Origin of the sequence: Massilia sp. LXY-6 (assembly GCF_051233485.1) — a bacterium.
Classification (GTDB): domain Bacteria; phylum Pseudomonadota; class Gammaproteobacteria; order Burkholderiales; family Burkholderiaceae_D; genus Telluria.
The window spans coordinates 177148-203299 of record NZ_JBKFGF010000026.1; the positions used below are offsets into that span (position 1 = coordinate 177148).

The 26152-nt window shown below is 66.2% G+C and carries 21 protein-coding genes; 5 read left to right on the plus strand and 16 right to left on the minus strand.

The window, feature by feature from the left end:
* Positions 1-36 precede the first annotated feature (36 nt).
* A complete protein-coding gene (locus ACI48D_RS13670; protein WP_435571773.1) occupies positions 37-504 on the plus strand; it encodes an RrF2 family transcriptional regulator in 468 nt (155 codons plus the stop codon).
* A gap of 86 nt (positions 505-590) precedes the next feature.
* Entirely contained in the window at positions 591-1796 is a 1206-nt protein-coding gene (locus ACI48D_RS13675; protein WP_435571774.1) for a globin domain-containing protein, read from the plus strand.
* Between the two features lie 92 nt (positions 1797-1888).
* On the opposite strand, the gene ACI48D_RS13680 is transcribed toward ACI48D_RS13675, so the two are convergent.
* From ACI48D_RS13680 to ACI48D_RS13730, 11 genes are all read right to left on the minus strand, one after another.
* Positions 1889-2752, minus strand: a complete 864-nt coding sequence (locus ACI48D_RS13680; RefSeq protein WP_435571775.1) for a head GIN domain-containing protein — start codon at positions 2750-2752, stop codon at positions 1889-1891.
* Between the two features lie 108 nt (positions 2753-2860).
* Positions 2861-3976, minus strand: a complete 1116-nt coding sequence (locus ACI48D_RS13685; protein ID WP_435571776.1) for an NADH:flavin oxidoreductase/NADH oxidase — start codon at positions 3974-3976, stop codon at positions 2861-2863.
* 127 nt (positions 3977-4103) lie between these two features.
* Complete coding sequence (locus tag ACI48D_RS13690; RefSeq protein WP_435571777.1) at positions 4104-5126, minus strand: succinylglutamate desuccinylase; 1023 nt, start codon at positions 5124-5126, stop codon at positions 4104-4106.
* Positions 5127-5135: 9 nt separating this feature from the next.
* On the minus strand, positions 5136-9848 hold the full coding sequence (locus tag ACI48D_RS13695; protein WP_435571778.1) for an NAD-glutamate dehydrogenase domain-containing protein: 4713 nt from the start codon (positions 9846-9848) through the stop codon (positions 5136-5138).
* A gap of 144 nt (positions 9849-9992) precedes the next feature.
* A complete protein-coding gene (gene astB, locus ACI48D_RS13700; RefSeq protein WP_435571779.1) occupies positions 9993-11336 on the minus strand; it encodes an N-succinylarginine dihydrolase in 1344 nt (447 codons plus the stop codon).
* Position 11337: 1 nt separating this feature from the next.
* On the minus strand, positions 11338-12810 hold the full coding sequence (gene astD / locus ACI48D_RS13705; protein ID WP_435571780.1) for a succinylglutamate-semialdehyde dehydrogenase: 1473 nt from the start codon (positions 12808-12810) through the stop codon (positions 11338-11340).
* Complete coding sequence (astA, locus tag ACI48D_RS13710) at positions 12803-13837, minus strand: arginine N-succinyltransferase (protein ID WP_435571781.1); 1035 nt, start codon at positions 13835-13837, stop codon at positions 12803-12805. Before astA ends, astD begins: the two co-directional genes overlap by 8 nt.
* A gap of 11 nt (positions 13838-13848) precedes the next feature.
* On the minus strand, positions 13849-14892 hold the full coding sequence (locus ACI48D_RS13715) for an arginine N-succinyltransferase (RefSeq protein WP_435571782.1): 1044 nt from the start codon (positions 14890-14892) through the stop codon (positions 13849-13851).
* A gap of 60 nt (positions 14893-14952) precedes the next feature.
* Positions 14953-16191 carry an acetylornithine/succinyldiaminopimelate transaminase gene (locus ACI48D_RS13720; protein ID WP_435571783.1) on the minus strand — a complete coding sequence of 413 codons (1239 nt, stop codon included), beginning with the start codon at positions 16189-16191 and terminating at the stop codon, positions 14953-14955.
* A gap of 229 nt (positions 16192-16420) precedes the next feature.
* The gene (locus ACI48D_RS13725; protein ID WP_435571784.1) at positions 16421-17362 is read right to left on the minus strand and encodes a GlxA family transcriptional regulator; all 942 of its coding nucleotides are present in this window, start codon (positions 17360-17362) and stop codon (positions 16421-16423) included.
* An 18-nt stretch (positions 17363-17380) separates the two neighbouring features.
* Positions 17381-18292, minus strand: a complete 912-nt coding sequence (locus ACI48D_RS13730; protein ID WP_435571785.1) for a DMT family transporter — start codon at positions 18290-18292, stop codon at positions 17381-17383.
* A 141-nt stretch (positions 18293-18433) separates the two neighbouring features.
* Between ACI48D_RS13730 and ACI48D_RS13735 the strand changes: the two genes are divergently transcribed.
* The 3 genes from ACI48D_RS13735 (at position 18434) to ACI48D_RS13745 (ending at position 20183) form a co-directional block, all read left to right on the plus strand.
* On the plus strand, positions 18434-18715 hold the full coding sequence (locus ACI48D_RS13735) for a hypothetical protein (protein WP_435571786.1): 282 nt from the start codon (positions 18434-18436) through the stop codon (positions 18713-18715).
* 17 nt (positions 18716-18732) lie between these two features.
* A complete protein-coding gene (locus ACI48D_RS13740) occupies positions 18733-19566 on the plus strand; it encodes an HDOD domain-containing protein (RefSeq protein ID WP_435571787.1) in 834 nt (277 codons plus the stop codon).
* A 332-nt stretch (positions 19567-19898) separates the two neighbouring features.
* Positions 19899-20183, plus strand: a complete 285-nt coding sequence (locus ACI48D_RS13745; protein ID WP_435571788.1) for a hypothetical protein — start codon at positions 19899-19901, stop codon at positions 20181-20183.
* Between the two features lie 156 nt (positions 20184-20339).
* Here the strand turns inward: ACI48D_RS13745 and secF are convergent, their stop codons facing one another.
* From secF to queA, 5 genes are all read right to left on the minus strand, one after another.
* On the minus strand, positions 20340-21362 hold the full coding sequence (gene secF / locus ACI48D_RS13750) for a protein translocase subunit SecF (RefSeq protein ID WP_435571789.1): 1023 nt from the start codon (positions 21360-21362) through the stop codon (positions 20340-20342).
* Between the two features lie 15 nt (positions 21363-21377).
* Positions 21378-23270, minus strand: coding sequence for a protein translocase subunit SecD (secD, locus tag ACI48D_RS13755; RefSeq protein ID WP_435571790.1), 1893 nt, complete (start codon positions 23268-23270; stop codon positions 21378-21380).
* Between the two features lie 65 nt (positions 23271-23335).
* Positions 23336-23671, minus strand: a complete 336-nt coding sequence (gene yajC, locus ACI48D_RS13760; protein WP_435571791.1) for a preprotein translocase subunit YajC — start codon at positions 23669-23671, stop codon at positions 23336-23338.
* Between the two features lie 225 nt (positions 23672-23896).
* A complete protein-coding gene (tgt, locus tag ACI48D_RS13765) occupies positions 23897-25036 on the minus strand; it encodes a tRNA guanosine(34) transglycosylase Tgt (RefSeq protein ID WP_435571792.1) in 1140 nt (379 codons plus the stop codon).
* Between the two features lie 6 nt (positions 25037-25042).
* A complete protein-coding gene (queA, locus tag ACI48D_RS13770) occupies positions 25043-26071 on the minus strand; it encodes a tRNA preQ1(34) S-adenosylmethionine ribosyltransferase-isomerase QueA (RefSeq protein WP_435571793.1) in 1029 nt (342 codons plus the stop codon).
* Between the last annotated feature and the right edge of the window lie 81 nt (positions 26072-26152).

Genomic DNA, 26152 nt, shown 5'->3' on the forward strand with positions numbered 1-26152 from the left:
TAGATAAAATACCCCCGTTACAACGAAGACCGAACGATGCGCCTTACCCGCTTCTCCGATATTGGCTTGCGCGTGCTCATCTACCTGGAGCAGGCCGGCGAACGTCCGCACCCGGTGACGGTGGCCGAGATCGGCAAGCAGTTCGACATTCCGCTGAACCACTTGGTAAAAGTGGTCGGGCAACTGGCCAAGCTGGGCTGGATCACGGCGACGCGCGGACGCAACGGCGGCCTGCGCCTGGCGGCCGATCCGGCCACGCTCACCATCGGCCAGGTGCTGCGCAAGCTGGAAGGCGAAGAAGACGAGCTGGTCGATTGCGAGGGCACGAACTGCGCCCTCAAGCTCGACTGCCAGCTGCGCGGCATGCTGCGCGCCGGCATGCGCGCCTTCTACGAGGCGATGGACCGCTACACGCTGGCCCAGGCGACTGCCGGCGCCACCGGCGAGCAGGTCGTGCGCATGCACCGGATGTTCTGGAGCGGCGCGCCCGCTGCCGTGGAGTAAGTAAGTACTAATTTTAAGTATGTCCGTGACGGACTTTTTTTTGAACGTTAAATCTGCATTTTAAATGCATCAATAAGGAAAGAATCATGATCTCCGACGCTTCCCGCCCCTACATCGACGCCAGCGTGCCGGTCCTGCGCCAACACGGCCTGACCATCACGAAGCTGTTTTACGCGAACATGTTCAAGGCGCACCCTGAGCTGACACGCCTGTTCAACATGGGTAACCAGGCCAACGGCGCCCAGCAGCAATCGCTGGCGTCGGCCGTGTTCGCCTACGCGGCCAACATCGGCACGCCGGAAGCGCTCGGTCCCGTGGTCAAACGCATCGTCCACAAGCATGTCTCGGTCGGCATCCGCGCCGAGCACTATCCGATCGTCGGCCACCACCTGCTCGGCGCCATCGCAGCGACGCTGGGCGACGCCGCCACGCAGCCGCTGCTGGACGCCTGGAAGGAAGCCTATACTTCCCTGGCCAATCTCCTGATCGCCACCGAGGCGGACATGTACAGCACCGCCGGCATCGCGCCGGGCGAGACCCATCCGATGCGCGTGCTTGACGTGACCCGCGAGAGCGAGAACGTGATCTCGATCCGCTTCGCCCCCGTCGACGACAAGCCGCTGCCCCTGTTCCAGCCGGGCCAGTACGTCAGCGTCGCGGTCGACCTGCCGGACGGCCGCCACCAGCAGCGCCAGTACAGCCTGTCCGATACGCCGGGCCTGGGCAGCATGCGCATCTCCGTCAAGCGCCAGGATGCGGAACAGGATGGTGCCGAGGCTATCCCGGCCGGCATGGTCTCGAACTGGCTGCACGCGAACGTAGCGGTAGGCTCGATCCTGCAGGTCTCGCATCCCTTCGGCGAATTCACGCCGGACACCGAATCCGAACAGCCGATCGTGCTGCTGTCGGCCGGCGTCGGCATCACGCCGATGGTGTCGTCCGTCAAACGCATCGCCCAGGTCCAGCCGCAACGCCGCGTGGTCTTTGCCCATGCGGCGCGCGGTGCCGCCCACCACGCCCTGGGCGCCGAAGTGGAAGCGCTCAAGGCCGTGATGCCGAACCTGACGGTCGTGAACTTTTACGAAGAGCTGGGAGACGCACAGGATGCGATCGAGGGCCGGATGAACGTCGCCGTGCTGCCCTCCTGGGCATTCGAGGAAGCGGATGTGTACCTGTGCGGTCCGCATAAATTCATGCAGGCACAGTGGGTGTCCCTCCTGAACCACGGCGTGCCGGCAGCGCGCCTGCACCGCGAGGTGTTCGGGCCGGAGTTGCTGGATCACCTGCTGTAATACGTCAGGCGTGGGCTCGGGGAGCCCACCCTACACGTACAGCATGCCGTAGTGTGGGCGCGGCCGGCGTAGGCACCACATGCCCACGCACATCAATTCAGCATCTGGATGTGATTGCCGCTCACCGAACGCTGCCCCGGATTGCCGAGCACGCGGATGCCGCCCGAGCCGCCGTTCTGCGCGATCAGCGACTGGCGGACGTTGGCGGTGATGCCGCCCGAGCCCGAGGACGACAGGTCCGCCTGGTCGCTGGACAGCTGCGCCAAGTCGAGGTGGCCGGTGCCGTTCGCACGCGCCGTCAGCGAACGCACGGCGCCGCCGCCGCGCAGCTGACCCGAGCCGTTCAGGTTGACGATCGCGTAGTCGCCGCGCACCTGGCCGACTTCCAGGCGGCCGGAGCCGGTCAGCGACAGCCTGGCGCTGGCGCTTTTCAGCTGGGCGGCATCGACGCTGCCGGAGCCGTTGCTGTCGGCTTCGAGGCTGCCTACCTGGCCGGACAGCGACACCGAACCCGAACCGTTGCGGCGCAGGGTCAGCGGCGCGCCCGACAGGCCCTGCACCGTGATGCGGCCGGAGCCGTTCTGGCGCAGGTCGGTCAGGCGCGGCACCGTGTAGATCACGTGCACCGGATTGCGGCTGCGGTAGGAGCGCTCGGCATAGATGTTCAGGGTGTCGCCGCGCACGTCGGTGCGGATCAGCGGCAGCAGGTTGCCGTCGGCTTCCACCACCAGCGAGGTGGCCGGGCCGACCCGCACGTCGACCACGATCGCGCCATTCACGTCCAGGCCGTTCACGGTGCCGACCGCGCGCTGGTCACGGCCGGCGATGCCGTCGCCGTCGACCGTATTACTATTGAACGGAGTCCGGACCTGGTAGTCGCCGTCGGCGCCAGGGGCGACCACGATGGCGCAGCCGCCGAGGGCGGCGAGGCAGGCGATGGCAAGCAGGGTACGCATGGGAGGCCTTTCTGTTTGAGATGATTCACTCTAACAAGGGGGCGCCTGGCCGGCCCGGCCCATGCGACAAACTGCAGGAAATGCGGAACGAATGGCGGCTGGGCCGGATCAGCGCTGGCCCAGGCGGGTATCGCCGAACAGGTTCTTGTACTCGTGCGGCTGCGAGCGCCAGTACTGCGGCGGCGCGCTCACGCTGGCGCCCAGTATAGCCGCCGCATGCCATGGCCAGCGCGGGTCGTACAGCATCGCGCGCGCCAGCGCCACCATGTCGGCCTGGCCGGTCTGGACGATGGTCTCGGCCTGCTTGGCCTCCGTGATCAAGCCCACGCCGATGACCGGCATGCTGGTCTGCTGCTTGATGCGGGCCGCGAACTCGATCTGGTAGCCAGGTCCGACCGGGATCTTCTGCAGGGGCGACAGGCCACCGCTCGAGACGTGGATGAACTGGCAGCCGCGCCGTTCCAGCTCGCCGGTCAGGACCAGGCTCTGCTCCAGGTCCCAGCCGCCCTCGACCCAGTCGGTGGCCGAGACCCGCATTCCGACCACCATTTCCGGCGAGACCGCGGCGCGGATCGCATCGAACACCTCCAATGGGAAGCGCATGCGGTTCTCGAGCGAGCCGCCGTATTCGTCGGTACGTCGGTTCGACAGCGGCGACAGAAACTGGTGCAGCAGGTAGCCGTGCGCGCCGTGGATCTCGATCGCATCCAGGCCGAGGGCGTCGGCGCGGCGCGCCGCGGCGGCGAAGCCCTCCTTCACGCGCTGCAGGCCGGCGGCATCGAGCGCCAGCGGCACCGTTTCGCCTTCCGCATGCGGCACGGCGGACGGGGCGACGGTCTGCCAGCCGCGCTGATGATCCGGTGGAATGTTGGCGCCGCCCTGCCACGGCACTTCGCTGGACGCCTTGCGTCCGGCATGGCCGAGCTGGATCGCGATCTTGATCGGCGAGTGCTTGCGCATGGCATTGACGATCGGCTCCAGCTCCGCCGCATGCTCGTCGGACCACAGGCCCAGGTCGTCGGGCGAGATCCGTCCCTCCGCCGTCACCGCGGTCGCTTCGATGATCAACAGGCCGGCTCCGGACAGCGCCAGGTGGCCCAGGTGGATCATGTGCCAGTCGGTCGGCATCCCTTCCTCGGCCGAGTACTGGCACATCGGCGCGATGGCGATGCGGTTGGCCAGCTCGAGCGGGCCCAGCTTGATCGGAGAAAACAGCATGCTCATGTAAACACTCCCGTTCGGTCAAAACGGCTAGTCTAGCGCGCACGATTGAATGCTGCTATTTGTGACTGCGAAGCAAAAATAGCGGAGTGGAAGGAAAGCTGCGGCCGGGGATGGCCGCAGCCGATGATCAATCCTTGCGGACGACCATGATCCCGGCGCGCAGTCCGACGCGCACGTCCGGGTTCGGGAACACGACGAATTCCTCGTCGTGCCTGACGGTATAGACGGTGTCGCCGTCGGTGGCGATCACGGCACCCTGCTTCAGGGGCGTGAAGTTCTCGGTGTCGCGCCCGAAGCTCATCGAAAAAGCATCGGACAGCTTGGTGATCGACTGCGCGGTGTCGAACACCAGCGGCGCCTGCCCGGACGGCGCGGGCGCGCCGCGCAGCAGCGCGTGCAGGGCTGCGCTCATCGCGGCAAACTGCGACAGGTCGTTCTGCCCCAGCGTGCCGATGCGGCCCAGCTCCACCGTGCTGGCGGCGGCGCCATGCTGCTCCGCCGTCCAGTACGAATAGGTGCCGGCCGACTTCGGGTTCATGATGACCGCCTCGATGCCGCCCTGCCCCAGCCATTCGATCAAGCGGCGGCGTGCAGCTTCCTCGATCAGCTCCGGCACGATCGCGAACTTCGGATAGCGCGACGCGCGGATCGCCGTGTGCAGGTCGAGGTGCCAGCGTTGCGGGCCGGCGCCGTCGAAGAATGCACGCGTCGCCGCGATCAGCGTGTCCGCCCGGCCCGCCTCGAAGCTGCCGGCGAGGTCGCCGCGATCGAGGCGGAACATGCGATTCAGGTCGGCGTCGATGAAGCGCTTGCCGCTTGCGATCGCATCGATGTTCCCGACGCACAGCATCAGGTCCACCTTCAGCGCATGCGGAGCGCGCGACAGCGCCTCGACCGTGTGCGCGACCATCTCGATCGGCCCGGTCTCGTCGCCGTGCACGCCCACCGACAGCAGCACGCTCGGACGCCTTCCATCCTGCGCTGCGTCGGCCGAATCGGCCGGAACCGCGGCTTTCACGGTCAGCACACCCTTGGCGGGCAGGCCGACGCTGAAGCCGGCGTCGCGGAACAGGCCGGCCACCTGGCCGAAATCGGCCTGGGCCAGGGCCCGTACCGATTCCGGCAGCGCGTCAAAGGAAGCTGCGCTCATCGCCTTGCCTTAAGCCGCCAGGCGTTCCGGGCTCGAACCTTCCGACAGCGACCAGACGTTCAGCATCGCCTGTTCGAGATCGATCGGCTGGGCGAAGCCCGTCAGGCCCATGGCGCTGGTGATTTCCTGCACCGCGGCCTGCATGTCGCCGGTCTGCTTGGTCCGCTCCAGCACGGTCAGCAGCAGGCGCTGCTGGGTGCGGCGCAGGGCCTGCATCGCGTAGTTGCGCAGCTGTTCCTGCGACTTGCTGGTGGCCGGCAGCTTCAGGCCGCGCTCCAGCGCGTCGATGCCGGAGGCCGAACGCAGCACCATGCCGACCCGCAGGAACTCGGCCAGCGACATGCCGCTTGGGCGCTGCACCGACACCGCGGCGAACAGGAAGGCCGCCAGCGATTCGACCGTGTCGACCGCCTTCCATGCCTGGACGAAGGAGTGCGGCAGGCCGGCGTGGGCATCGGCATCCATCTTGGCCGGCATCAGCTGGCGCAGCTGCTCCGGCTGCGCGAACAGGTTCGACAGCTCGGCCATGCCGCCGGCGCCGTCCTGTTCCGCCGGCAGCGACAGCACGCCTTCGATCACGGTGCGCAGCATCACGCGGGTGCGCGCATCGACCGTCTGCGAGACGTCGCGCGGCACCTTCAGGGCATCGGCGTCGAGCGCCTCGAACACCGGCGCCAGGTGCAGGGCCGACCAGGCCTGGCCCCATGCCTTGACCACTTCGGCGTCGTCGATGCGGTGTTCCAGGGCCAGGTCACGCAGCATCAGCGGACCGCAGCGGTTGACCGACTCGTTGGCCAGCACGGTCGCCAGGATGGCGTTGGCCAGCGGGTGCGCCAGCGGATCGCGGGTGGCGACCAGCTGCTGCGGGAAGTAAGGACGCAGCACGGTCTCGGCCCACGGCAGCTCGGTCAGCGGCAGCGCCGCCAGGATGCGCTTGAAGCGGTTCTTGACGTTGGCGATGACCACCGCCAGTTCCGGCGTGGTCAGGCCCAGGCCGAGTGCCTTGCGGCGCTGCAGCTCGGAATCAAGCGGCAGCTGCTCCAGTTCGCGCGAGACCGCGCCCTCGCCTTCCAGGCTGGTGATCAGGGCGGCATAGCCGTCCACCACGGCGCTGTTCGATTGCGCCTGGGCTTCGCGCACCAGCAGGTGGGTCTGCAGGGTGTTGTCGCGCAGGACCAGTTTCTCGATCTCGCCGGTCATTTCGTTCAAAATGCGGTTACGGTCGGCTTCGCCCAGCTGGCCGGCATTGACTTCGGTATCCAGCCAGATCTTGACGTTGACTTCGTGGTCGGAGCAGTCGACGCCGGCCGAGTTATCGATCGCATCGGTGAAGATGCGGCCGCCGGCCAGCGCGAACTCGATCCGGCCGGCCTGGGTCGCGCCCAGGTTGCCGCCTTCGGCCACCACCTTGCAGCGCAGTTCGCTGCCGTTGACGCGGATGTTGTCGTTGGCGCGGTCCTTCACCTGGGCGTGGGTCTCGGTCGAGGCCTTGATGTAGGTGCCGATGCCGCCGTTGTAGAACAGGTCGACCGGCGCCAGCAGGATGCGGTGCATCAGCTCTTCCGGCGTGAGGCTGGTCTCTTCGATGCCGAGCGCGGCGCGCACCTGCGGCGACAGCTCGATGTGGCGGGCGCTGCGCGGGAACACGCCGCCGCCTGCCGAGATCAGCTCCTTGTTATAGTCCTCCCACGACGAACGGGGCAGCGCGAACATGCGCTGGCGCTCGTTGAACGAGACGCTGACGTCCGGCGCCGGGTCGAGGAAGATGTGGCGGTGGTCGAAGGCGGCCACCAGTTTCAACTGGCGCGACAGCAGCACGCCGTTGCCGAACACGTCGCCCGACATGTCGCCCACGCCGACCATGGTGATCGGGGTGGTGTTCATGTCGTGGCCCATCTCGTAGAAGTGGCGCTTGACGGCTTCGAAGGCGCCCTTCGCGGTGATGCCCATCTTCTTGTGGTCGTAGCCGTTCGAGCCGCCCGAGGCGAAGGCGTCGCCCAGCCAGAAGCCGCGCGAGACCGCGATGCTGTTGGCGATGTCGGAGAAGGTCGCGGTGCCCTTGTCGGCGGCGACCACCAGGTAGGGGTCGTCCTGGTCGTAGCGGACCGTGTTCGACGGCGCGACGATTGCGCCTTGCACGCGGTTGTCGGTCACTTCCAGCAGGCTGGCGATGAACAGGCGGTAGACTGCCTCGCCCTCGGCCGCCACCACCTCACGTGCGGCGTCCTTCGGCATCTGCTTGCAGACGAAGCCGCCCTTCGAGCCGGCCGGCACGATCACGGCGTTCTTGACCATCTGCGCCTTTACCAGGCCCAGCACTTCGGTGCGGTAGTCTTCCATGCGGTCGGACCAGCGCAGGCCGCCGCGGGCGACCGGACCGCCGCGCAGGTGCACGCCCTCGAAGCGGCGCGAGAACACGTAGATTTCGCGGAACGGACGCGGTTCCGGCACCAGCGCCAGGCTGCTGGTGTCGAACTTGAAGATGATCTTCTCGCCCTCGCTCTGGAAGTAGTTGGTGCGCACCGTCGCCATCACCAGGTCGACCAGGGCGGCCATGATTTCCTCAGTGTCGGCGTGGTTGACCTGGGCCAGGCTGGCCTTCAGCTCGGCCAGCTTGGCGTTGCCGGAAGCGCGCTCGTCTTCGCCCAGCGCCGGATCGAAGCGCAGCTTGAAGCCTTCCACCAGTTCGCGCACCAGGCCGGCGCGCAGGCGCAGGGTTTCGGCCATGTAGCGGGTCGAGAACTTGCTGCCGGCCTGGCGCCAGTAGCTGATGTAGGCGCGCACCAGCTGCACTTCGCGCGTGGAGAGCCCGCCTTCGATGCTCAGGCCGTTCAGGCGGCCGTCCTCGGCTTCGTCGTTGAACAGGGCGGCGAACAGCTCTTCGGCCACCTCGGCGATGCCCGGCTTGGCCAGCTTGGCGCCGCTCTCGGCATCGACGATCAGGCTGGTCACGAAGTGGCGGGTACCGTCGTTGGTGGTGATCGCGAAGGCCTGCTCGCGGTCGATCGCCACGCCGGCGTTCTGCAGGGCCGGCAGGATGCGCGACAGCGACGGCACGTTGCCGGTCGAGTACAGGCGGATCGACGCATTTCCCATGCCTTCGGCTGCTGCGGCGTTTTCGATGCGCACCGACACGTGGTCAGGCTTGCCGTTGTTCAGCAGCGCGCACAGGTCGCGGAAGGCGACTTCCGGATCGGTCGCGGCCACGTAGTTGACCGGCAGGGTCGGCATCAGCTTGCGCAGCGCATTGCGGGTCGGGACGTCTTCGATGTCCTCGGTCAGCAGGGTGTAGCGGTCATGCCAGCCGTCCAGCACCGACAGCAGCGGCTTCTGGATGTCGGCTTCCAGGTCGAGCGGATAGCGCGCGGCCTGGGCAATCAGGTAGACGCGGGCCAGCGGGCCGTCGGCGACCAGGGTCTGGGTCCGCACGTCGCTCGCGCCCGAGCTGTCCTTCAGGGCCTGGGCCAGGGTGGCCACCACGGCGGCGCTGTAGCGCTCGCGCGGCAGGTAGACCAGCACGTTCAGGTGGCGGTTGTAGACGTCGCGGCGGGCGAACACCTTGGCGCGCGGCTGCTTGTACAGCGAGACCACGGCGCTGCAGACCTGGGCCAGCCATTCCGGATCGGCTTCCAGCGCCTCGGTGCGCGGCAGCGACTCCAGGATTTCCAGGAACTTCTCGGCGCGGAAGCCTTCCTGGCGCACGCCGGCGATGCCGAGCACCTTGGCCACGCGGCCGCGCGCGAACGGCAGGCGCGCCAGCGGGGTCGAGGTGGCGGCGCGGGTGAACAGGCCGATGAAGCAGTGTTCGCCGATGGTGTTGCCCTGGGCATCGGTGGCGCGCACGCCGATGAAGTCGAGCGGCTGGTCGCGGTGCAGGGTGCCGGCCACGTCGGCCTTCACGATCGACAGGGTGTCTTCGCGCTTGGAGAGGATCTCGAAGTCGCCCGGGATGTTCCGGATGCTGGTCGCGTACACCGGGTGCGAGGTGTCCTGCAGCACGCCGATGCGGCTCGGGATGTCGCGCTCCAGTTCGCGCACGCCCGGCTTGACGAAGTAATAGGCGTAGCCGAAGGGCTCGAAGCCTTCGTTCCTGGCCCACTCGAGGAAGGCGGCGACTTCCTGGCCATCCGGGGTGCCTTGCGCGGCGGCCGCGGCGGCGACCGCGCTCATGCGGTCACCCATGGCGACGGCGTCGCGGTGCACGACGGCGGCGTCGCGCGCCACCATCTGCAGGCGCTCGACCAGCGCGTTCAGTTCGTCCTGGGGCAGGTCTTCGGCCAGCAGGCAAAGCACGTACGATTCCAGCGGAGCGCCGGCTTCGCCGACCGCGGTTACGGTGCCGTTGGCGTCGCGGCGTACCGGCAGCACGGCGTTCATCACGCCCGAGGCGACCACGCGCTGGCGGCGCAGCGCCATCACGAAGGAGTCGACCAGGTAGGGCATGTCTTCGTTCAGGATCAGGAGGGCGGTCGACATGCCGCAGCGCCCGTCGGTGTAGCGCATCTGCGCGATCTGGCAGCCCGGCGCGCCACGCTGCGCGGTCTGGGCGAAACCGTCCTGCAGGATCGCCGCCAGGCTGTCCGGCGAAACACCGGCCAGGTCCTCGTCGTCGAGGGAACCGAGCCAGGCGCCGATCAGGGCACCCACCTGCTCGGCAGGCTTGTTCTCATTGACCAGGGCGAGCGTACGGGTACGCAGGTCGGCAGGCATGTCTTTATTCATTTGCTTCTCCAAAGCTGAGTGTTATGCCAGGTCCGCCACGGCTTGTGGCCACGCGTCCACTGGCTTTATACGGACGGGGTTGTCCCATCCAGATTCTTGCTTTCTTATCCCGAAAGCTGATTCGCTATTAGAACATTTTTGGGTTCACGTCAGGTCATACAATCCGGGCAGGCCGAGCAGGCGTTCCAGCTCTTCCAGCGCGCTGGCGCATTCGATCGCCAGCTGCGGGTCGGCCAGGTCCTTCGGCTCGACGCGGTCGCGGTAGTGGCGCTCGACCCAGGGCACCAGCTTCGCGTACAGCTCCTCGGTCATGATCACACCCTGGTGCATCGCAGCCGCCTCGTCATCGGTCAGCGCCACGCGCAGGCGCAGGCAGGCCGGGCCACCGCCGTTGCGCATGCTCTGGCGCAGGTCGAACTCGATCAGCTCGTCGATCGGGCCACCCGCATTCACGAGGGCCTCGAGGTAGCGCGCCACCGCGGCGTTCTCACGGCATTCGTGCGGCACGACCAGCGCCATGCCGCCGTCCGGCTTGGACAGGAGCTGGCTGTTGAACAGGTAGCTGGCCACCGCATCGGCGACCGGCACCATGCCGGTATCGACGCGCACCGCCCGCAGGTCGGCACCGACGCCGGCCATCGCGCGGCGCAGCGCGTCCAGGGTCGCGGTCTCATCGAGAAAGGCCTGCTCGTGGTAGAACAGCACGTTGCCGTTGCCGACCGCGATCACGTCGTTGTGGAATACGCCCTGGTCGATCACGTCCGGATTCTGCGAGGCGAACACGGTGCGCGCGCCGTCCAGGCCGTGCAGGCGCGCGATCGCCTGCGAGGCCTCCAGAGTCTGGCGCGCCGGGTATTTCTGCGGGCTCGGCGCGGACGGGTCGAACTCGACGCGGCCGTAGACGAAGAACTCGACCCCTGGAGCGCCGTGGGCGCTGGCAAAGCGCGTGTGGTTGGCCGCGCCCTCGTCGCCGAACGCCGGGGTCGAGGGCAGCGGCTCGTGCACCACGAAGCGGTCCGGGTTCGCGAACAGGGCGCGCAGGGTGCGCGTGGACTGGATATGTTCCTCGGCGCGGTGCAGCTTGTTGTTCAGGTTGGCGGCGGTGAAATGCACGCGGCCGTCCGCGGTGTCGCTGGATGGGCTGACGGTGGCGGCGTTCGCGGTCCACATCGGCGAAGCGGAGTAGGCGCAAGCCAGGATCACCGGTGCTTCGCGCCAGGCCTGGGCCAGCACGTCCGCATCCGTGCCGGAAAAACCGATGCGGCGCAGCAGGCGGAAATTCGGGCGCGCCTGCGGGGGCAGCACGGCCTGCGCGAAGCCGCGCGCGGCCAGGGCGCGCATCTTGGCCAGGCCCTGCAGGGCAGCCTGGCGCGGGTTCGACGCGCTCTTCACATTGTTGAAGGAGGCGACGTTGCCGAACGAGAGTCCGGCGTAGTTGTGCGAGGGCCCTACCAGGCCGTCGAAGTTGAATTCACGGGCGTTACGCATATTATTCAAAGCTCAGGCCGGGGGACAGTTTGGCCGGCATTTCCAACTCGGCGGTTTCGATCGAGGCGACCGGATAGGCGCAGTAGTCGGCCGCGTAATAGGCGCTCGGGCGGTGATTGCCCGACTTGCCCACGCCGCCGAAGGGCGCCGAACTGGCCGCGCCGGTGGTCGGGCGGTTCCAGTTGACCACGCCGGCCCTGGCCTTGACCGCGAAGCGCTTCCACAGCTCCTCGGACGGCGACAGCAACGCGGCGGCCAGGCCGAACTCGGTGGCATTGGCGACCTTGATCGCGGTGTCGAAATCCTGCACGCGGACGATCTGCAGGAGAGGACCGAACCACTCCTCGTCCGGGATGCCTTGCGCGTCGGTGACATCGACGATGCCGGCGGTGACGAAGCCGTTATCCGGATGCAGCTGGCGCATGCGCAGCAGCACCTTGCCGCCCTTCTCTTCCATCATTTCCTGGGCCTGCACCAGGCGCTTGGCCACCTGGGCGGAGACTACCGGGCCCATGAAGGGCTGCGGCTCGGCGTTCGACGGGCCGACCACCAGCTTGCCGGCCACCTCGACCAGGCGGTCGATGAAGGCCTGGCCCTCCGGCGTGTCGTGCACGATCAGGCGGCGCGCGCAGGTGCAGCGCTGGCCGGCCGAAATAAAGGCCGACATCACCGCGTGGTGCACCGCTGGGTCGATGTCCTTCACGTCCCAGACGACCAGCGGGTTGTTGCCGCCCATTTCCAGCGCCAGCATCTTGCCCGGCATGCCGCCGAACTGCTTGTGCAGGGCCACCCCGGTCTGGCTGCTGCCAGTGAACAGGATGCCATCGACATCCTGGTTGGCGCCCAGCGCAATGCCGGTCTCGCGGCCGCCGTTGGCCAGGTTCAGCACACCCTTCGGCAGGCCGGCCTGTTCCCATAGCTGCACGGTACGCACCGCCGTGCGCGGCGCGAATTCGCTGGGCTTGAACACCAGGGTGTTCCCGGCGATCAGGGCCGGCACGATGTGGCCGTTCGGCAGGTGGCCGGGGAAGTTATACGGGCCGAACACGGCGAACACGCCGTGCGGGCGATGCCGCAGCACCGCGTTGCCGTCGGCGACCTTCGCGCTCGTCTCGCCGGTACGGGCAGCGTGCGCCTGCACCGAAATGTCGACCTTGTTGGCCATGGTCGTGACCTCGGTACGCGCTTCCCACAAGGGTTTGCCAACTTCCTCGGCGATGATCGCGGCCAGTTCCTCGTTGTGCTCCTTGAGCAGGTCGCGGAAGCGCTGGCAGATCGCGATGCGCTGCTCGATCGGGCTCAGGGCCCAGTCCTCGAAAGCGTCGCGCGCAGCCTGCACCGCGCGCGCCACGTCCTCGGAGGTGGACTCGTTGCTGGTCCAGGTCTGGCGGCCGGTGGAGGGGTCGATGGTGACCAGCAGCGCACCGCTGCCGGGGAGCCATTCGCCATTGATGTAATTGGAAAGCTTAGCCATTCGTGTTCTTCCTTACATTGAGTGACAGCGTGCGAACCGGGTCGCCCGCCTGGCAATGCAGCAGCTGCAGTTCGCGCCTTGAGAGCGCCACCTTGGCGCCGCCGTTGCAAGCCTGCGTGAGGATCATGCGGAAATCGTCGAGCCTGGTATTCGAGACCAGGGTGGTGTCGCACTCGCCTTCCGGCACGCCTTCCTCGGCCGTCGTCGGGACGCTGTCGCGCACCGCGCGCAATTCGGACACGCGCCCCTGGAGCACCGGGCCGGCATCGAAGATGTCGACGTAGCCCTCGTAGTGCATGCCTTCCTGCTCGAGCAGCTTGCGCGCGGGGAGCGTGGAACGGTGCACCTGGCCGATCACGGCCTGGGCATCTTCCGGCAGGTAGGCCACGTACAGCGGCTGGCGCGGCATCAGCTCGGCGATGAAGGACTTCTTGCCGATCGCGGTCAGGCCGTCGACATGGTCGAAATCCATCTTGAAGAAGTGGCGGCCCAGGCCCTCGTAGAACGGCGAGGTGCCGTCCTCGGCCTGGTAGCCGCGCATCTCGGCGATGATCTTCTCGGTGAACAGCTGCTGGAACTGGGCGATGAACAGGAAGCGGCTTTTGGAGAGCCACTTGCCGTTGTGGCCCGTGCGGTATTCCGGCATCAGGAACAGCGAGCACAGTTCGCTCGACCCGGTCAGGTCGTTCGACAGGTACAGCGTGTCCATGCGCGTGAACACGCCGAGCTCGCGGCTGGAATGGACCAGGGTGCCGATCCGGTAGTTATAAAAGGGCTCGGTCAGGCCGACCGCGGCCTTGATGGCGCACACCCCGGCCAGGCGGTGGTTCGAGGTGTCTTCCATCACGAACATGTAGTCGCGCTCTTCCGGCGGGATGGCCTGGGCGAACGAGGCGACCGCGGTGCTGACGCGTTCGCCGAGCATGTCGCGGTCGGGCTTCAGCGTCGTCATGCCGCTGCCGACCTGGCGCGCCATCTCGATCAGCGGATCGATGTCGTCCAGGGTAATTGCGCGAATCAGGAGCATGGGTTCCTCTTTTAAATGCGCACGCAGATGACGTTCTGGCCCGGCGCGACGCCCAGTGCCTGCTGGGCCCAGGCGGGCAGGCACAGCGTCTTGCTGCTTTCGGCCGGGGCGCAGGGCAGGACGATGGCGCGGAAATTCCGCTCGCTGCTGGCCACCGCATAGTTGACCAGGGTGTCCGGCGCGCCTGGCACCCGGTCCTCGGTCGCCACCTTGCGCACCATCGACGCGCGGAACGAGCGCAGCGCGTTCTTGTGGGCCTGCAGGATCGGGCCGCCGTCGAAGATGTCGACGTATTCGTCGGCCTCGAATCCCTCTTCCGTCAGCAGGTCGAAGGCGCGCTGGCCGCTCGGGTGGATCTGCCCCATCGCCGCCTGCGCCGGACCGGGCAGCAGCGGCACGTAGACCGGGTAATGCGGCATCAGCTCGACGATCAGGGTGCGGTTGCGGGCACCGCCGATGGTGCGCTCGGCGTCCAGGAAGTCCATCTTGAAGAACTTGCGGCCCAGCGCATCCCAGAACGGCGACTGGCCGTCGTCGTCGGTGACGCCGGCCAGCGGCACGAAGAAGCGGTCGCCGAAGCGGTGCGGCGCCAGCACCGCGTAGAGGATCCGCGCGCGCGACAGCAGGGCCGCCTCGGGGCCGGCCCTGTAGTCAGCTTTATTGCGGTGGCGGATCGTGAAGCCGGACAGCTGCGAGTAGGCGGTCAGTTCGGAGCACAGGGTCAGCGCATGCACGCTGTGGCTGATGTTCAGGTCGCGCGACACCTGCTGGATCACGTCGTTGCGAAACGCGAAATAGGTGCCGTTCGAGCCGGCCGAGGCGTGGATCGCGGCGGTACCGACCAGTTCATGGTGCTCGAGGTCTTCCAGCACGAACAGGTAGGTTTCCTCGCTGGGGATGTCGACGTGGGCCGCGAACGACGCGCCTGATCGCTCGACCAGGGCGGCGATCTTCTCGCGCGTGCGCGGCAAGGTATGCACTCCCGGCATGGAGGCGGCCAGCAGCGTCTCGAGGGCGCCGACATCCGCGGGCTCTACCGGACGGACAACATACATGGGAACTCCCGGTCAACAGTCAGGCAAGCCGGCCGCGTGCGCAGCCGGCGGACGGCGCGTTCAGCCGGCGATGAAGGCCTCGGCGGCATCGCGCATGATGCGGTCGGCTTCGATCAGCTGGGCATCCGTGACGACCAGCGCCGGCGCCAGGCGCACCACGTCGGGACCGGCGATCAGCAGCATCAGGCCGAGCTTTTCGGCGACCTTGGTGTAGTCCTTGGCGCGGCCCTTGAAGCCTTCGGCCATCGGCAGGCCGACCAGCAGGCCCTTGCCGCGCGGCTTGCCGAACAGCTGCGGGAAGTCGCTCGAGAGCTTTTCCAGCTGGGCGAACAGCTTGGCGCTGGCTTCGTTCACGCGCGCCAGGAAGGCCGGTTGGTTGATCTGGTCGAGCACGTTCAGGGCGACGGTTGCCGCCAGCGGGTTGCCGCCGTAGGTGGTACCGTGTGAGCCGACGTTGAAGTGCTGGGCGATTTCCTCGGTGGTGAGCATGGCGCCGATCGGGTAGCCGTTGCCCAGGGCCTTGGCCGAGGTCAGGATGTCAGGGGTCACGCCGACGTTCATGTAGTCGTACAGGGTGCCGGTGCGGCCGACGCCCGACTGCACTTCGTCGAACACCAGCAGGGCGCCGGTCTGGTCGCACAGCTCGCGCAGGGCTTTCAGGAAGGCGATGTCGCCCGGGATCACGCCGCCCTCGCCCTGGATCGGCTCGACGATCACGGCGGCGACATCGTCGGTGATCGCGGCGCGCGCGGACTCGATGTCGTTGTAGGCGATGTGATTGATTTCCTGCGGCAGCGGCTCGAAGCCTTCGGTGTACTTCGGCTGGCCGCCGACCGAGACGGTGAACAGGGTGCGGCCGTGGAAGGACGACAGGCAGGACACGATGCGCGACTTGTGCGGGCCGAACTTGGTGTGGGCGTACTTGCGCGCCAGCTTGAGGGCCGCTTCGTTGGCTTCCGCGCCCGAGTTGCAGAAGAAGGCGCGGTCGGCGAAGGTGGCGGCGGTCAGGGCCGAGGCCAGGCGCAGCACCGGCTCGTTGGTGTAGCCGTTACCGAGGTGCCACAGGGTGTTGATCTGGCGCGTGACGGCATCGACCAGCGCCGGATTGCAGTGGCCGAGGCTGGAGACGGCGATACCGGAGGTGAAGTCGAGGTAATGCTTGCCTTCCTGGTCCCAGACGTCCAGCCCGGAAGCGCGCACCGGCACCATCGCGGCCGGGGCGTAAGTCGGGACGAGGACCTCGTCGAAAGTCTGGCGTGTGACGGGCCGCGTGGTGACCGATTCAAGCTTAGCATTCATGACGTTCTTCCTCATCCAGATAAAGGGTCGCGCGAACTCCAGCAGCCGCGCCGAGCAACCCATTATAGAAAGCCAAGCCTTGCAGTTCTTTCCAATCTGCGACAGGCATTTTCATTTTTGGACGAGCAACATTTGCGCTACCCCAAACCGGGGTCAGACTCCCGATTTTGGAAATATCACTTTGGCAATTGCCTAAAACTGGAGTCTGACCCCGGTTTGAGCTGGCGCATCATTCGGCGAGTTTGCGCTGGCGTTCTTCGCGGGGGGTCTTGCCGAACAGGGCGCCGAAGGCGGTGGAGAAGTGCGAGCCGGACGAGAAGCCGCACATCAGGCCGACCTGCACGATCGAGTGGTTGGTGTCGCGCAGCAGCTGGCGGGCGCGCTTCAGGCGCAGTTCCAGGTAGTAGCGCGAGGGCAGGCTGCCCAGGTATTGCTTGAACAGGCGCTCCAGCTGGCGCCGCGAGACGCCGGCCAGCTGGGCGATCTCGTCGGTCGAGAGCGGTTCCTCGATGTTGGCTTCCATCAGGGTCACGGCCTCGGTCAGCTTGGGCTGCAGCACGCCGAAGCGGGCCTGCAGGGCCACCCGCTGGCGCTCTTCCTGGCCGCGCACGCGGTCCACGCACAGCACTTCCTTCACTTGGGCCTGGACGGTGGCGCCGAACAGCATATCGACCAGGTTCAGCGCGAAGTCGATGCTGGCGCCGCCGCCGCAGCAGCTCAGGCGCGGGCCGTCGATCTCGAACAGGTGGGGGCTGAGCAGGGCCTGCTCGGCGATGACCTCGGCGTCCGGGTACAGCGGCCAGGGCAGCGCGGTGCGCACGCCGTTGAAGGCGCCCGTCTCGGCCAGCCACAGCACGCCGGCGCCCACCCCGCCCCAGCAGGGCGCGGAACGGCAGCGCTGGGCGAGCAGGCGCATGTTGGCCGGGCGCAGGCCGGCTTCGGCTTCGTCCGCGACCAGCAGCACCAGGTGCCAGTGGCGCTGGCTGTCGCCGGCGAACTTGTCCGGGCTGCGCACGTCGACGATCAGGCGCTGCGGCCCCACCATCTTCGCCGCCAGGCGCAGCGGCTGCACGATCCCGGACCAGGTCAGGGAATCCGGCTCGCCGGCATTCACGAGCAGGACACGCAGCGGCGCTTCCCTGGCCAGGCGGGACAGTTCAGCGTGCTGCATGCGATTCGGACAGGGTCATCACTCGGGGGCGAGCGCGGCGGCCGGCCGGCTCTCGGTATTCCATTGGCTGACAATCATACCGGAGATCAATAGGGCCGCTCCCAGCCAGCCGCGGGCCGTCATCGCCTCGCCCAGCCAGAAATAGCCGAAGAAGGCCGCCGCGCCCGGCTCGAAGGCATAGATCACGGCCGCCTCGTTGGCGGTGGTGCGCGACTGGCCCCAGACCTGCAGCGAGATGATGGCGGCGGTGCAGACCACGCCCAGGTAGGCGAAATTCGGCCAGTAGGCGGCCAGGTTGCCGCCGATGTAGCGCCAGTAGTTATTCGCGTCCTCCAGCACGCCGACGCCGCGCGGCACCTCGCGCAGCAGCAGCCACACGGCCGCGCATACCGCCACGGTGCCGATCTGGGCCGCCGTCACGCTCAGCAGGCGCCTAGCGGTGCGGGTGCGGATTTCCATGATCTTGACGTAGGCGCCGAAGCAGAACGCGCCCAGCAGCGCCAGCGTGTCGCCGCTACCCCAGGCGCCGCCGTCCCAGCACAGGGCCGCCAGGCCGGCCACCGCCAGCACCAGGGCGAACACGATGCGGCGTTCCGGCAAACGGCCGCCGAGGATGCCCAGCAGCGGCACCACCAGCACGTTCAGGCCGGTGATGAACGCGTTGCGGTTCGAACTGGTCAGGGCCAGGCCCTCGACCTGGAACAGGTAGCAGAAGAATAGGACCAGGCCCAGCAGCACGCCGGAGCGCAGGTCGCTGCGCTGTGCCCGCCACAGGAAAGGAGACAGGATCAGCACCGCCAGCGCGAAGCGCGTCAGGATGATCCACACCGGCGAAAAGGTCGCGGTGAGGTCTTTCATGGCCGGAAAGGTCGTGCCCCACACGAGAACGACAAGGATGAGGGCGGCGATGCCGCGCAGCTGCTGGGTCATGGCAATATGGTACCCGGCCCGGCCGTAAAACGCGAATTCCCGTTGCCGACCCGCAATACGCGCAGCCCGCTATAATCGGCCCATTGGCGGAACGACATCCGAAGCGTTTCCGCCGGCGCTCAAGGAAAGGAAACCCTACTCGTGAAAACCGCCCTGCTCGAAGGTAAGAAACCCGCTCATTTCGACAAGCACATCATTGGCAACCTGCTGCTCGACGTCGCTCCGCCCGACGAAGTGCTCAAGGAAAAGATGCTGATCGGCGTGCGCAACGAGGCCGGCGAGATCTTTCGCCTGATCGGCGCCACCAAGATCAATAGCTTCATGAACGCGGTCGAGGAACTGTTCGACCTGGGCCTGGTCGATGAACTGCAAGATACGGAAGAGCCGAAAGACGGCTTCGATGCGATCTTCAGCGAGCCGTGACCTCTTTAGCGTTCCCCATGGATAGACTCGACGCACTCAAGAGCATCGCCGCGCAAGCCGAACGCGGCGAACTGGCCTTCCCGACCCACGTCAACGCCACGCTCAAGCTGCAGCAGGCGCTGAGCGACCCGGACTGCCATATCGAGGAAGCCGCACGCCTGGTGCGGACTGAGCCGCTGCTGGCCGCGCGCACCGTCGCCATCGCCAACTCGGCCGCCTACAACCGTGCCGGCAACGACGTCACCAACGTCAAGGCCGCGGTGCAGCGGGTCGGCTTCCGCACCCTGGGCGCGCTGGCCGCCTCCGTCATCGTGCGCCAGCTGGCCAGCGGCGTCACCGACCCACTCGTGCGCGCCAAGGCCGACCAGCTGTGGCAGCACTCGGCCAACGTCGCCGCGCTGGCGCTGGTGATCGCCCGGCGCGTTTCCTTCGTCGATCCGGACACGGCGATGTTCGCCGGCATCGTGCACGAGGTCGGCGGCTTCTACCTGCTGTCGAGAGCAAGCGAGTTCCCCGGACTGCTGGAGGGTGGCGCCGACGAATGGATCGAATATGGCCAAGTCGATATCGGCCGTGGCGTCCTGCGCAAGCTGGGCGTGCCAAGCCCGGTGATGGATGCGATCGAGGCCCTGTGGAACGGCATGCGCGCCCTGCCGCCGGAAACCCTAGGCGACACCTTGATGTTGGCCAAGGACCTGGCACCGGTCCCCTCTCCCCTGCTCGAACGCCCGGGCTTTAGTCCGACCCAGGCCAGTGCCACCATCGACTTCGCGGTCGGCGACGGCACGCTGGCGCTCATCCTCCAGGAATCGGAGGAAGAAGTGCGTAGCCTGGCGATGGCGCTGGACTAAAAAAAAACCCGCTCTTTTGGGGAGCGGGCCAAGTCCAAAACTAGGGATGTCCTGAAAGAGACAGTTCCATAATAGTTCCTTGAACCCGGCCACTCTGTGCGCTGACTCACATTTTGTTAAATTTTTTGACTTTTCTTCGTTCTCACGCGTTGTCGGTGCCAACCCAAGCTTGAGGTAACCGAAGAGTTCGCTTATGCAGCCCGGGTATGCCGGTGTCGACCGAACACGGTGTCCACCAGGAGAATCGACATGAGCAACGCTGGATTTCCCGGGCGCAGAGCCTCTCTGTCCATCCTACTCGGCGTGGCCGGCTTGACAGCTATGAAAGGACGATGACCTTCTTCACCTTTGCCGATCCGGCCCGCACCTATGCCGGCGTCGCCAGGGTGGTCTCCCACATTACCCTCGAGGCGGGAGGAAATGCCTACAACGAAGTCAGCAGGTTCGAGATTGCCGATCCTAGCGAGCATCATTTGCTCAGCGGACAGAACACCGGCACGCCAGTCGCTGCGGCATCGGCTCGCGCCTTCCGGTCTGCCTGGGTCTCGCGTCCGCGCGAAGTGAAGCCTTATCGCCGGGCGAGCTCAAAAAAAAACCCGCTCCAGTGGAGCGGGTGAAGTCCAAAACTAGGGATGTCCTGAAAGAGACGAGTCCATCTTAAGACTGGCTTGACGGGTTCTCTGTGCGTTGTTTCACACAATGAAGCAATCAAGCGCAACAAAAGAAAAAGCCGCCACGGCCAGGCCGGGCGGCTCTTGTTTTCTTGACGAAGATCAAACGACGGCGCCGTCGGTTTCGTCACGTTCCTTGATCGGCTTGATCAGGTCTTCGCGCTTCACGCCCAGCCACATGGCGATCGCCGCCGCCACGAACACGGACGAATAGATACCGAACAGAATACCGATCGTCAGCGCAACGGCGAAGTAATGCAGGGCCTGGCCGCCGAAGAACAGCATCGACAGCACCATCATCTCGGTACAGCCGTGGGTGATGATGGTACGCGAGATGGTGCTGGTGATCGCGTGGTCGATGACCTCGGTCACGCTCATCTTGCGCTGCTTGCGGAAGGTTTCGCGGATCCGGTCGAAGATCACGACCGATTCGTTGACGGAGTAACCCAGCACCGCCAGCACCGCCGCCAGCACGGTCAGCGAGAACTCCCACTGGAAGAAGGCGAAGAAGCCCAGGATGATCACGACGTCGTGCAGGTTGGCGATGATCGCCGCCACCGCGAACTTCCACTCGAAGCGCACGGCCAGGTAGATCACCACGCCGATCACCACCATGATCAGTGCGTTCAGGCCGTTCTGCGCCAGCTCCTCGCCGACCGACGGGCCGACGAACTCGACCCGCTGCAGGTGCACGGCTTCAAGGCCGGCCGCGTTGACGCAGCTGGTGCGGGTAACGCTCTCGCCCTTGTCGGTGGTCTGCTGGACCTGCTTCGGCGTGCCGTTGTCGGCCGCACACAGGGCGTTGAAGACCGTGGTCGACGCGGTCGCGCCCGGCAAGTCCTTGCGCAGCGGCAGGCGCATGATGACGTCCTGGGCGGTGCCGAAGCTGGTCACTTCCGGCTGCTCGTAGCCCAGCTTTTCCAGGCTGTGGCGAATTTTCTCCAGCTCGGCCGCGTGGGAATAGCGCAGCTCCATGGTGGTGCCGCCGGTGAATTCCACCGAATAATGCAGGCCCTTGGTCACCAGGAAAAATACCGCCGCAACGAAGGTCAGCGCAGAGATCACGTTGAAGATCAACGCGTTGCGCATGAACGGGATGTCCCGTTTAATCTTGAAAAATTCCATGTCGTTCCTCGCTGCTTATTTCTTGGCTGCGGACTTGGCGCCCGCCGCCGTGATGCCCGGTTCCCAGACGGTACCGATGGCGATCTTGCCCAGCTTCTTCTTGCGCCCGTACCACAGGTTCACGACGCCGCGCGAAAGGAACACGGCCGAGAACATCGAGGTCAGGATGCCCAGGCAGTGCACGACCGCGAAGCCGCGCACCGCGCCCGAGCCGAACACCAGCAGCGCCAGGCCGACGATCAGGGTGGTCACGTTCGAGTCCAGGATGGTGGCCCAGGCGTGGCTAAAGCCGGCCGCGATCGCCGCCTGCGGCGTGTTGCCCGCACGCAGTTCCTCACGGATGCGCTCGTTGATCAGCACGTTCGCATCGATTGCCATACCCAGCGCCAGCGCGATTGCGGCGATGCCGGGCAGGGTCAGCGTGACTTGCAGCATCGACAGCAGGCTCAGCAGGAACAGCAAGTTGCAGGCCAGCGCCACCACGCTGAAGAAGCCGAACAGCTGGTAGTAGATGATCATGAAGATCGCGATCGCCACGAAGCCCCACAGGGTCGAGTGCAGGCCCTTCGAGATGTTCTCGGCGCCCAGTTGCGGGCCGACCACGCGTTCCTCGATGAAATCCGTCGGGGCCGCCATCGCGCCGGCGCGCAGCAGCAGGGCCAGCTCGGCGGCTTCCGCCGGGCTGCGCATGCCGGTGGTCTGGAAGTTCGAACCGAATTCGCCCTGGATGGTGGCGACCTGCAGCACGGTGTACTTGCCCTTTTCCTTCAGCAGCGTGGCCATGCGCTTGCCGACGCGCTCGCGGGTCATGGCACGCATCTTGCGGCCGCCTTCGGCGTTCAGCTCGATGTTCACGGCCGGGCGCTGGTTCTGGTCGAAGCCCGGCACGGCGCTGATGATCGACTCACCGGTCACCACCGCGTCCTTCGAGACCACCACCGGCACGTCGCGGCCCTGGGTGAACAGTTCGGAGTTCAGCGGGATGGCGGCGGTCAGCTCCGTACCCGGAGTGATGCTGTCGTCGGTAATGCGGTATTCGAGCGTTGCGGTGCGGCCGATGATGTCCTTCGCGTGGGCGACGTCCTGCACGCCCGGCAGCTGCACCACGATGCGGTCGCGGCCCTGCTGCTGGATCACCGGCTCGCTCACGCCCAGCTCGTTGATACGCTTGCCGAGGGTGCTGATGTTCTGCTTCACGCCGTCGTCCACCGCTTTCTGCAGTGCTTCCGGCTTCAGGGTCACGACCAGCTTCAGGTCGGTGCCGTCGGCGGTCTCGGTGAAGGCCAGATCCGGGTTCTGGTTGGCCAGCACGCTGCGCGCCTTGGCGCGGGTCTCGGCGTCGCGGAAGCGGATCTCGACGTGGTTGCCGACGCGGTCGATGCCGGCGTGGCGCACGTTCTGGTCACGCAGCAGGCTGCGCGCGGAAGAGACGATGCCCTTGATGCGGGTTTCCTCGACCGCCTTGGTGTCGACCTGCAGCAGGAAGTGCACGCCGCCGCGCAGGTCCAGGCCCAGGTTCATCGCCTGCGCGCCCAGCTTCTGCATCCACATCGGGGTGTTCTTCGCCAGGTTGACGGTGACGATGTAGTCCGGGTCGGCCTGGTCGCGGTTCAGGTCGCGTTCGAGCGCCAGCTTGGCCTTGAACTGGGCGTCGGTGCTGGCGAAGCGCGCACGCACGGCGCTGGTGTCGCCGGAACCTTCCAGGCTCACGGCGTCAGCCGGGACGCCGTCGCGCTTGAGCGTCTCGGCAACCGTGGCGGCCGTGTCGCTGTTGACCTTGACCGTCGCTTTCGAGGTCGTGATCTGCAGCGCCGGCGAGTCGACGAAGTAGTTCGGCGCCGTGTACAGCAGGCCGAGCAGCACCGCCACGAGGATCAGTATGTATTTCCAGAGGGGATAGCGATTCATGATGTTCCTGCGTTCAGAATTGAGCAGGCGCGGCGCTAACCGCGCAGCCGATCAGGGCTTTCGAGTCACAGGGCCTTCAGCGTGCCCTTCGGCAGCAGCGTGGTGACGGCATTCTTCTGCACCACGATTTCGGTACCGGCGGCCACTTCGATGGTGACGTAGGCGTCGGCAACTTTCGATACGCGGCCCAGCACGCCACCGACGGTGATCACTTCGTCGCCCTTGGACAGCGCATCCATCATCGTTTTCAGTTCTTTCTGGCGCTTCTGCTGCGGACGGATCATGATGAAATACATGACCACGAACATGATGATGATCGGCGCGAACGTCGTCAGGCTGCCCATCAGGCCAGGATCGGCGGCGCCGGCTGCGGTTTGCGCGTAAGCGTTGGAAATGAACACAAGGACTCCGATTTATAAGAATGTGAAAAAACAAGCGCTGTATTCTAGCACCCGCTAACTGTCAACAGCCACTTTCCGGCCATGTGGGAGCGGGGTGCCTGATTGCAAGACGTTGCTGGAAAATTAATACCGCTGTGTCGTGGGCACGGGGTGCTCACCCTACAAATACGCCGTACGTAGGGCGGGCGCGGCCGGCGTAGGCACCCCGTGCCCACGCAGCATGAATTACACGCCGCGGGCGCGGTCAGAATTGAACTGCAGGCGGAACTCGTGGAAGCGGTCGGCGTCGATCGCATCGCGGATTTCCTGCATCAGGTTCAGGTAATAGTGCAGGTTGTGAATCGTGTTCAGGCGCGCGCCCAGGATCTCCTTCGAGCGGTGCAGGTGGTGCAGGTAGGCGCGCGAGAAGTTCTTGCAGCAGTAGCAGGTGCAGGACTCGTCGAGCGGCGCTTGGTCGTCCTTGTAGCGCGCGTTCTTGATCTTCAGGTCGCCGAAACGGGTGAACAGCCAGCCGTTGCGCGCGTTGCGGGTCGGCATCACGCAGTCGAACATGTCGACCCCGTTGGCGACGCCCGCCACCAGGTCTTCCGGGGTGCCGACGCCCATCAGGTAGTGCGGCTTGTTCTCCGGCAGGCGCGGGCCGACGTGCTCGAGGATGCGCATCATGTCTTCCTTCGGCTCGCCGACGGAAAGTCCGCCGATGGCCAGGCCCGGGAAATCGATGTCTTCCAGCCCGGCCAGCGATTCGTCGCGCAGGCGCTCGTACATGCCGCCCTGCACGATGCCGAACAGCGCGTTCGGATTCTCGCCGTGCTTGAATTCGTTCATCGAACGCTGGGCCCAGCGCAGCGACATGCGCATCGACTTGGCCGCCTCTTCCGCGGTGGCGGGACGGCCGTCGATCTCGTAGGGGGTGCATTCGTCGAACTGCATCACGATGTCCGAATTCAGCGAGCGCTGGATCTGCATCGAGATTTCCGGCGACAGGAACTGGCGCGAGCCATCGATCGGCGACGCGAACTTCACGCCCTCTTCCGTGATCTTGCGCATCGCGCCCAGCGAGAACACCTGGAAGCCGCCGGAGTCGGTTAGGATCGGCTTGTCCCAGCCCATGAAGCCGTGCAGGCCGCCGAACTTGTCCATGACTTCCGTGCCCGGGCGCAACCACAGGTGGAAGGTGTTACCCAGGATGATCTGGGAGCCGACTTCCTTCAGTTCGAGCGGGTCCATCGCCTTCACGGAACCATAGGTCCCGACCGGCATGAAGATCGGGGTCTCGATGGTGCCGTGGTTGAGTTTCAGGCGGCCGCGGCGCGCGTGCGACAGGCCGCTGGTGTCTTTTTTAAGAAGGGTAAATTCCAGCATGGGGGATTAATCTTTTCGGGTAAGCAGCATCGCGTCGCCATAGCTGAAGAAGCGGTACTCGCTGGCGATCGCATGCGCGTAGGCCTTGCGGATCTCGTCGTAGCCGGCAAAGGCCGAGACCAGCATCATCAGGGTCGACTTGGGCAGGTGGAAGTTGGTGATCAGGCGCGACACCGTCTTGAAGCGGTAGCCCGGGGTGATGAACAGGTTCGTGTCGCCGCTGCCGGCTTGGAGGGAGCCCGACTGCGACGCCGATTCCAGCGCGCGCAGCGAGGTCGTGCCGACCGCCACCACGTCGCGGCCCGCGGCCTGGGCGGCGGCGACCTTGTCGACGGTCTCCTGCGAGATCGTGTACCACTCGCTGTGCATCTTGTGCTCGTTCAGGTTCTCGACCCGCACCGGCTGGAAGGTGCCGGCGCCCACGTGCAGGGTGACGTAGGCGATGGCGACGCCTTTCGCGGCCAGCTTGTCCAGCAGCGGCTGGTCGAAGTGCAGGCCGGCGGTCGGCGCGGCGACGGCGCCTGGCTCCTTCGAGTAGACGGTCTGGTAACGCTGCTCGTCGAACTCGTCGGCCGTATGCTCGATGTAGGGCGGCAGCGGCAGGCGGCCGTGGGCCTCGATCAGCTCGAACACGTCGCCCCCCTCGGTCGGAAAATGCAGGGTGAAGAATTCGCCGGCGCGCTCGCCGGTGCTAACGTCGAAGGCATCGGCCAGGCGGATGCGGGTGCCCGGCTTGGGCGACTTGGAGGCCCTGACCTGCGCCAGCACGGTGCGGTTGTCGAGCACGCGCTCGACCAGCACCTCGACCTGGCCGCCGGATTCCTTCTGGCCGAAGAAGCGTGCCTTCAGCACCCGTGTATTGTTCATGACCAGCACGTCGCCGGCCTGGAGCTGGCCGACGATGTCGGCGAAATGACGGTCGCTGATGCGGTCGCCGTCGAGCTGCAGCAGGCGCGAAGCGCTGCGGTCCGGCAGCGGTACCTGGGCGATGCGCTCGGATGGCAGGTCGAAATCGAAATCGGAGAGGGAGTACATTCTGCTCATGATGGGAAAACAGGGCCAGGAGCCTTACAATATAAGCTCAAGCGTATGCGGCGAACCTTCTATTTTACACCT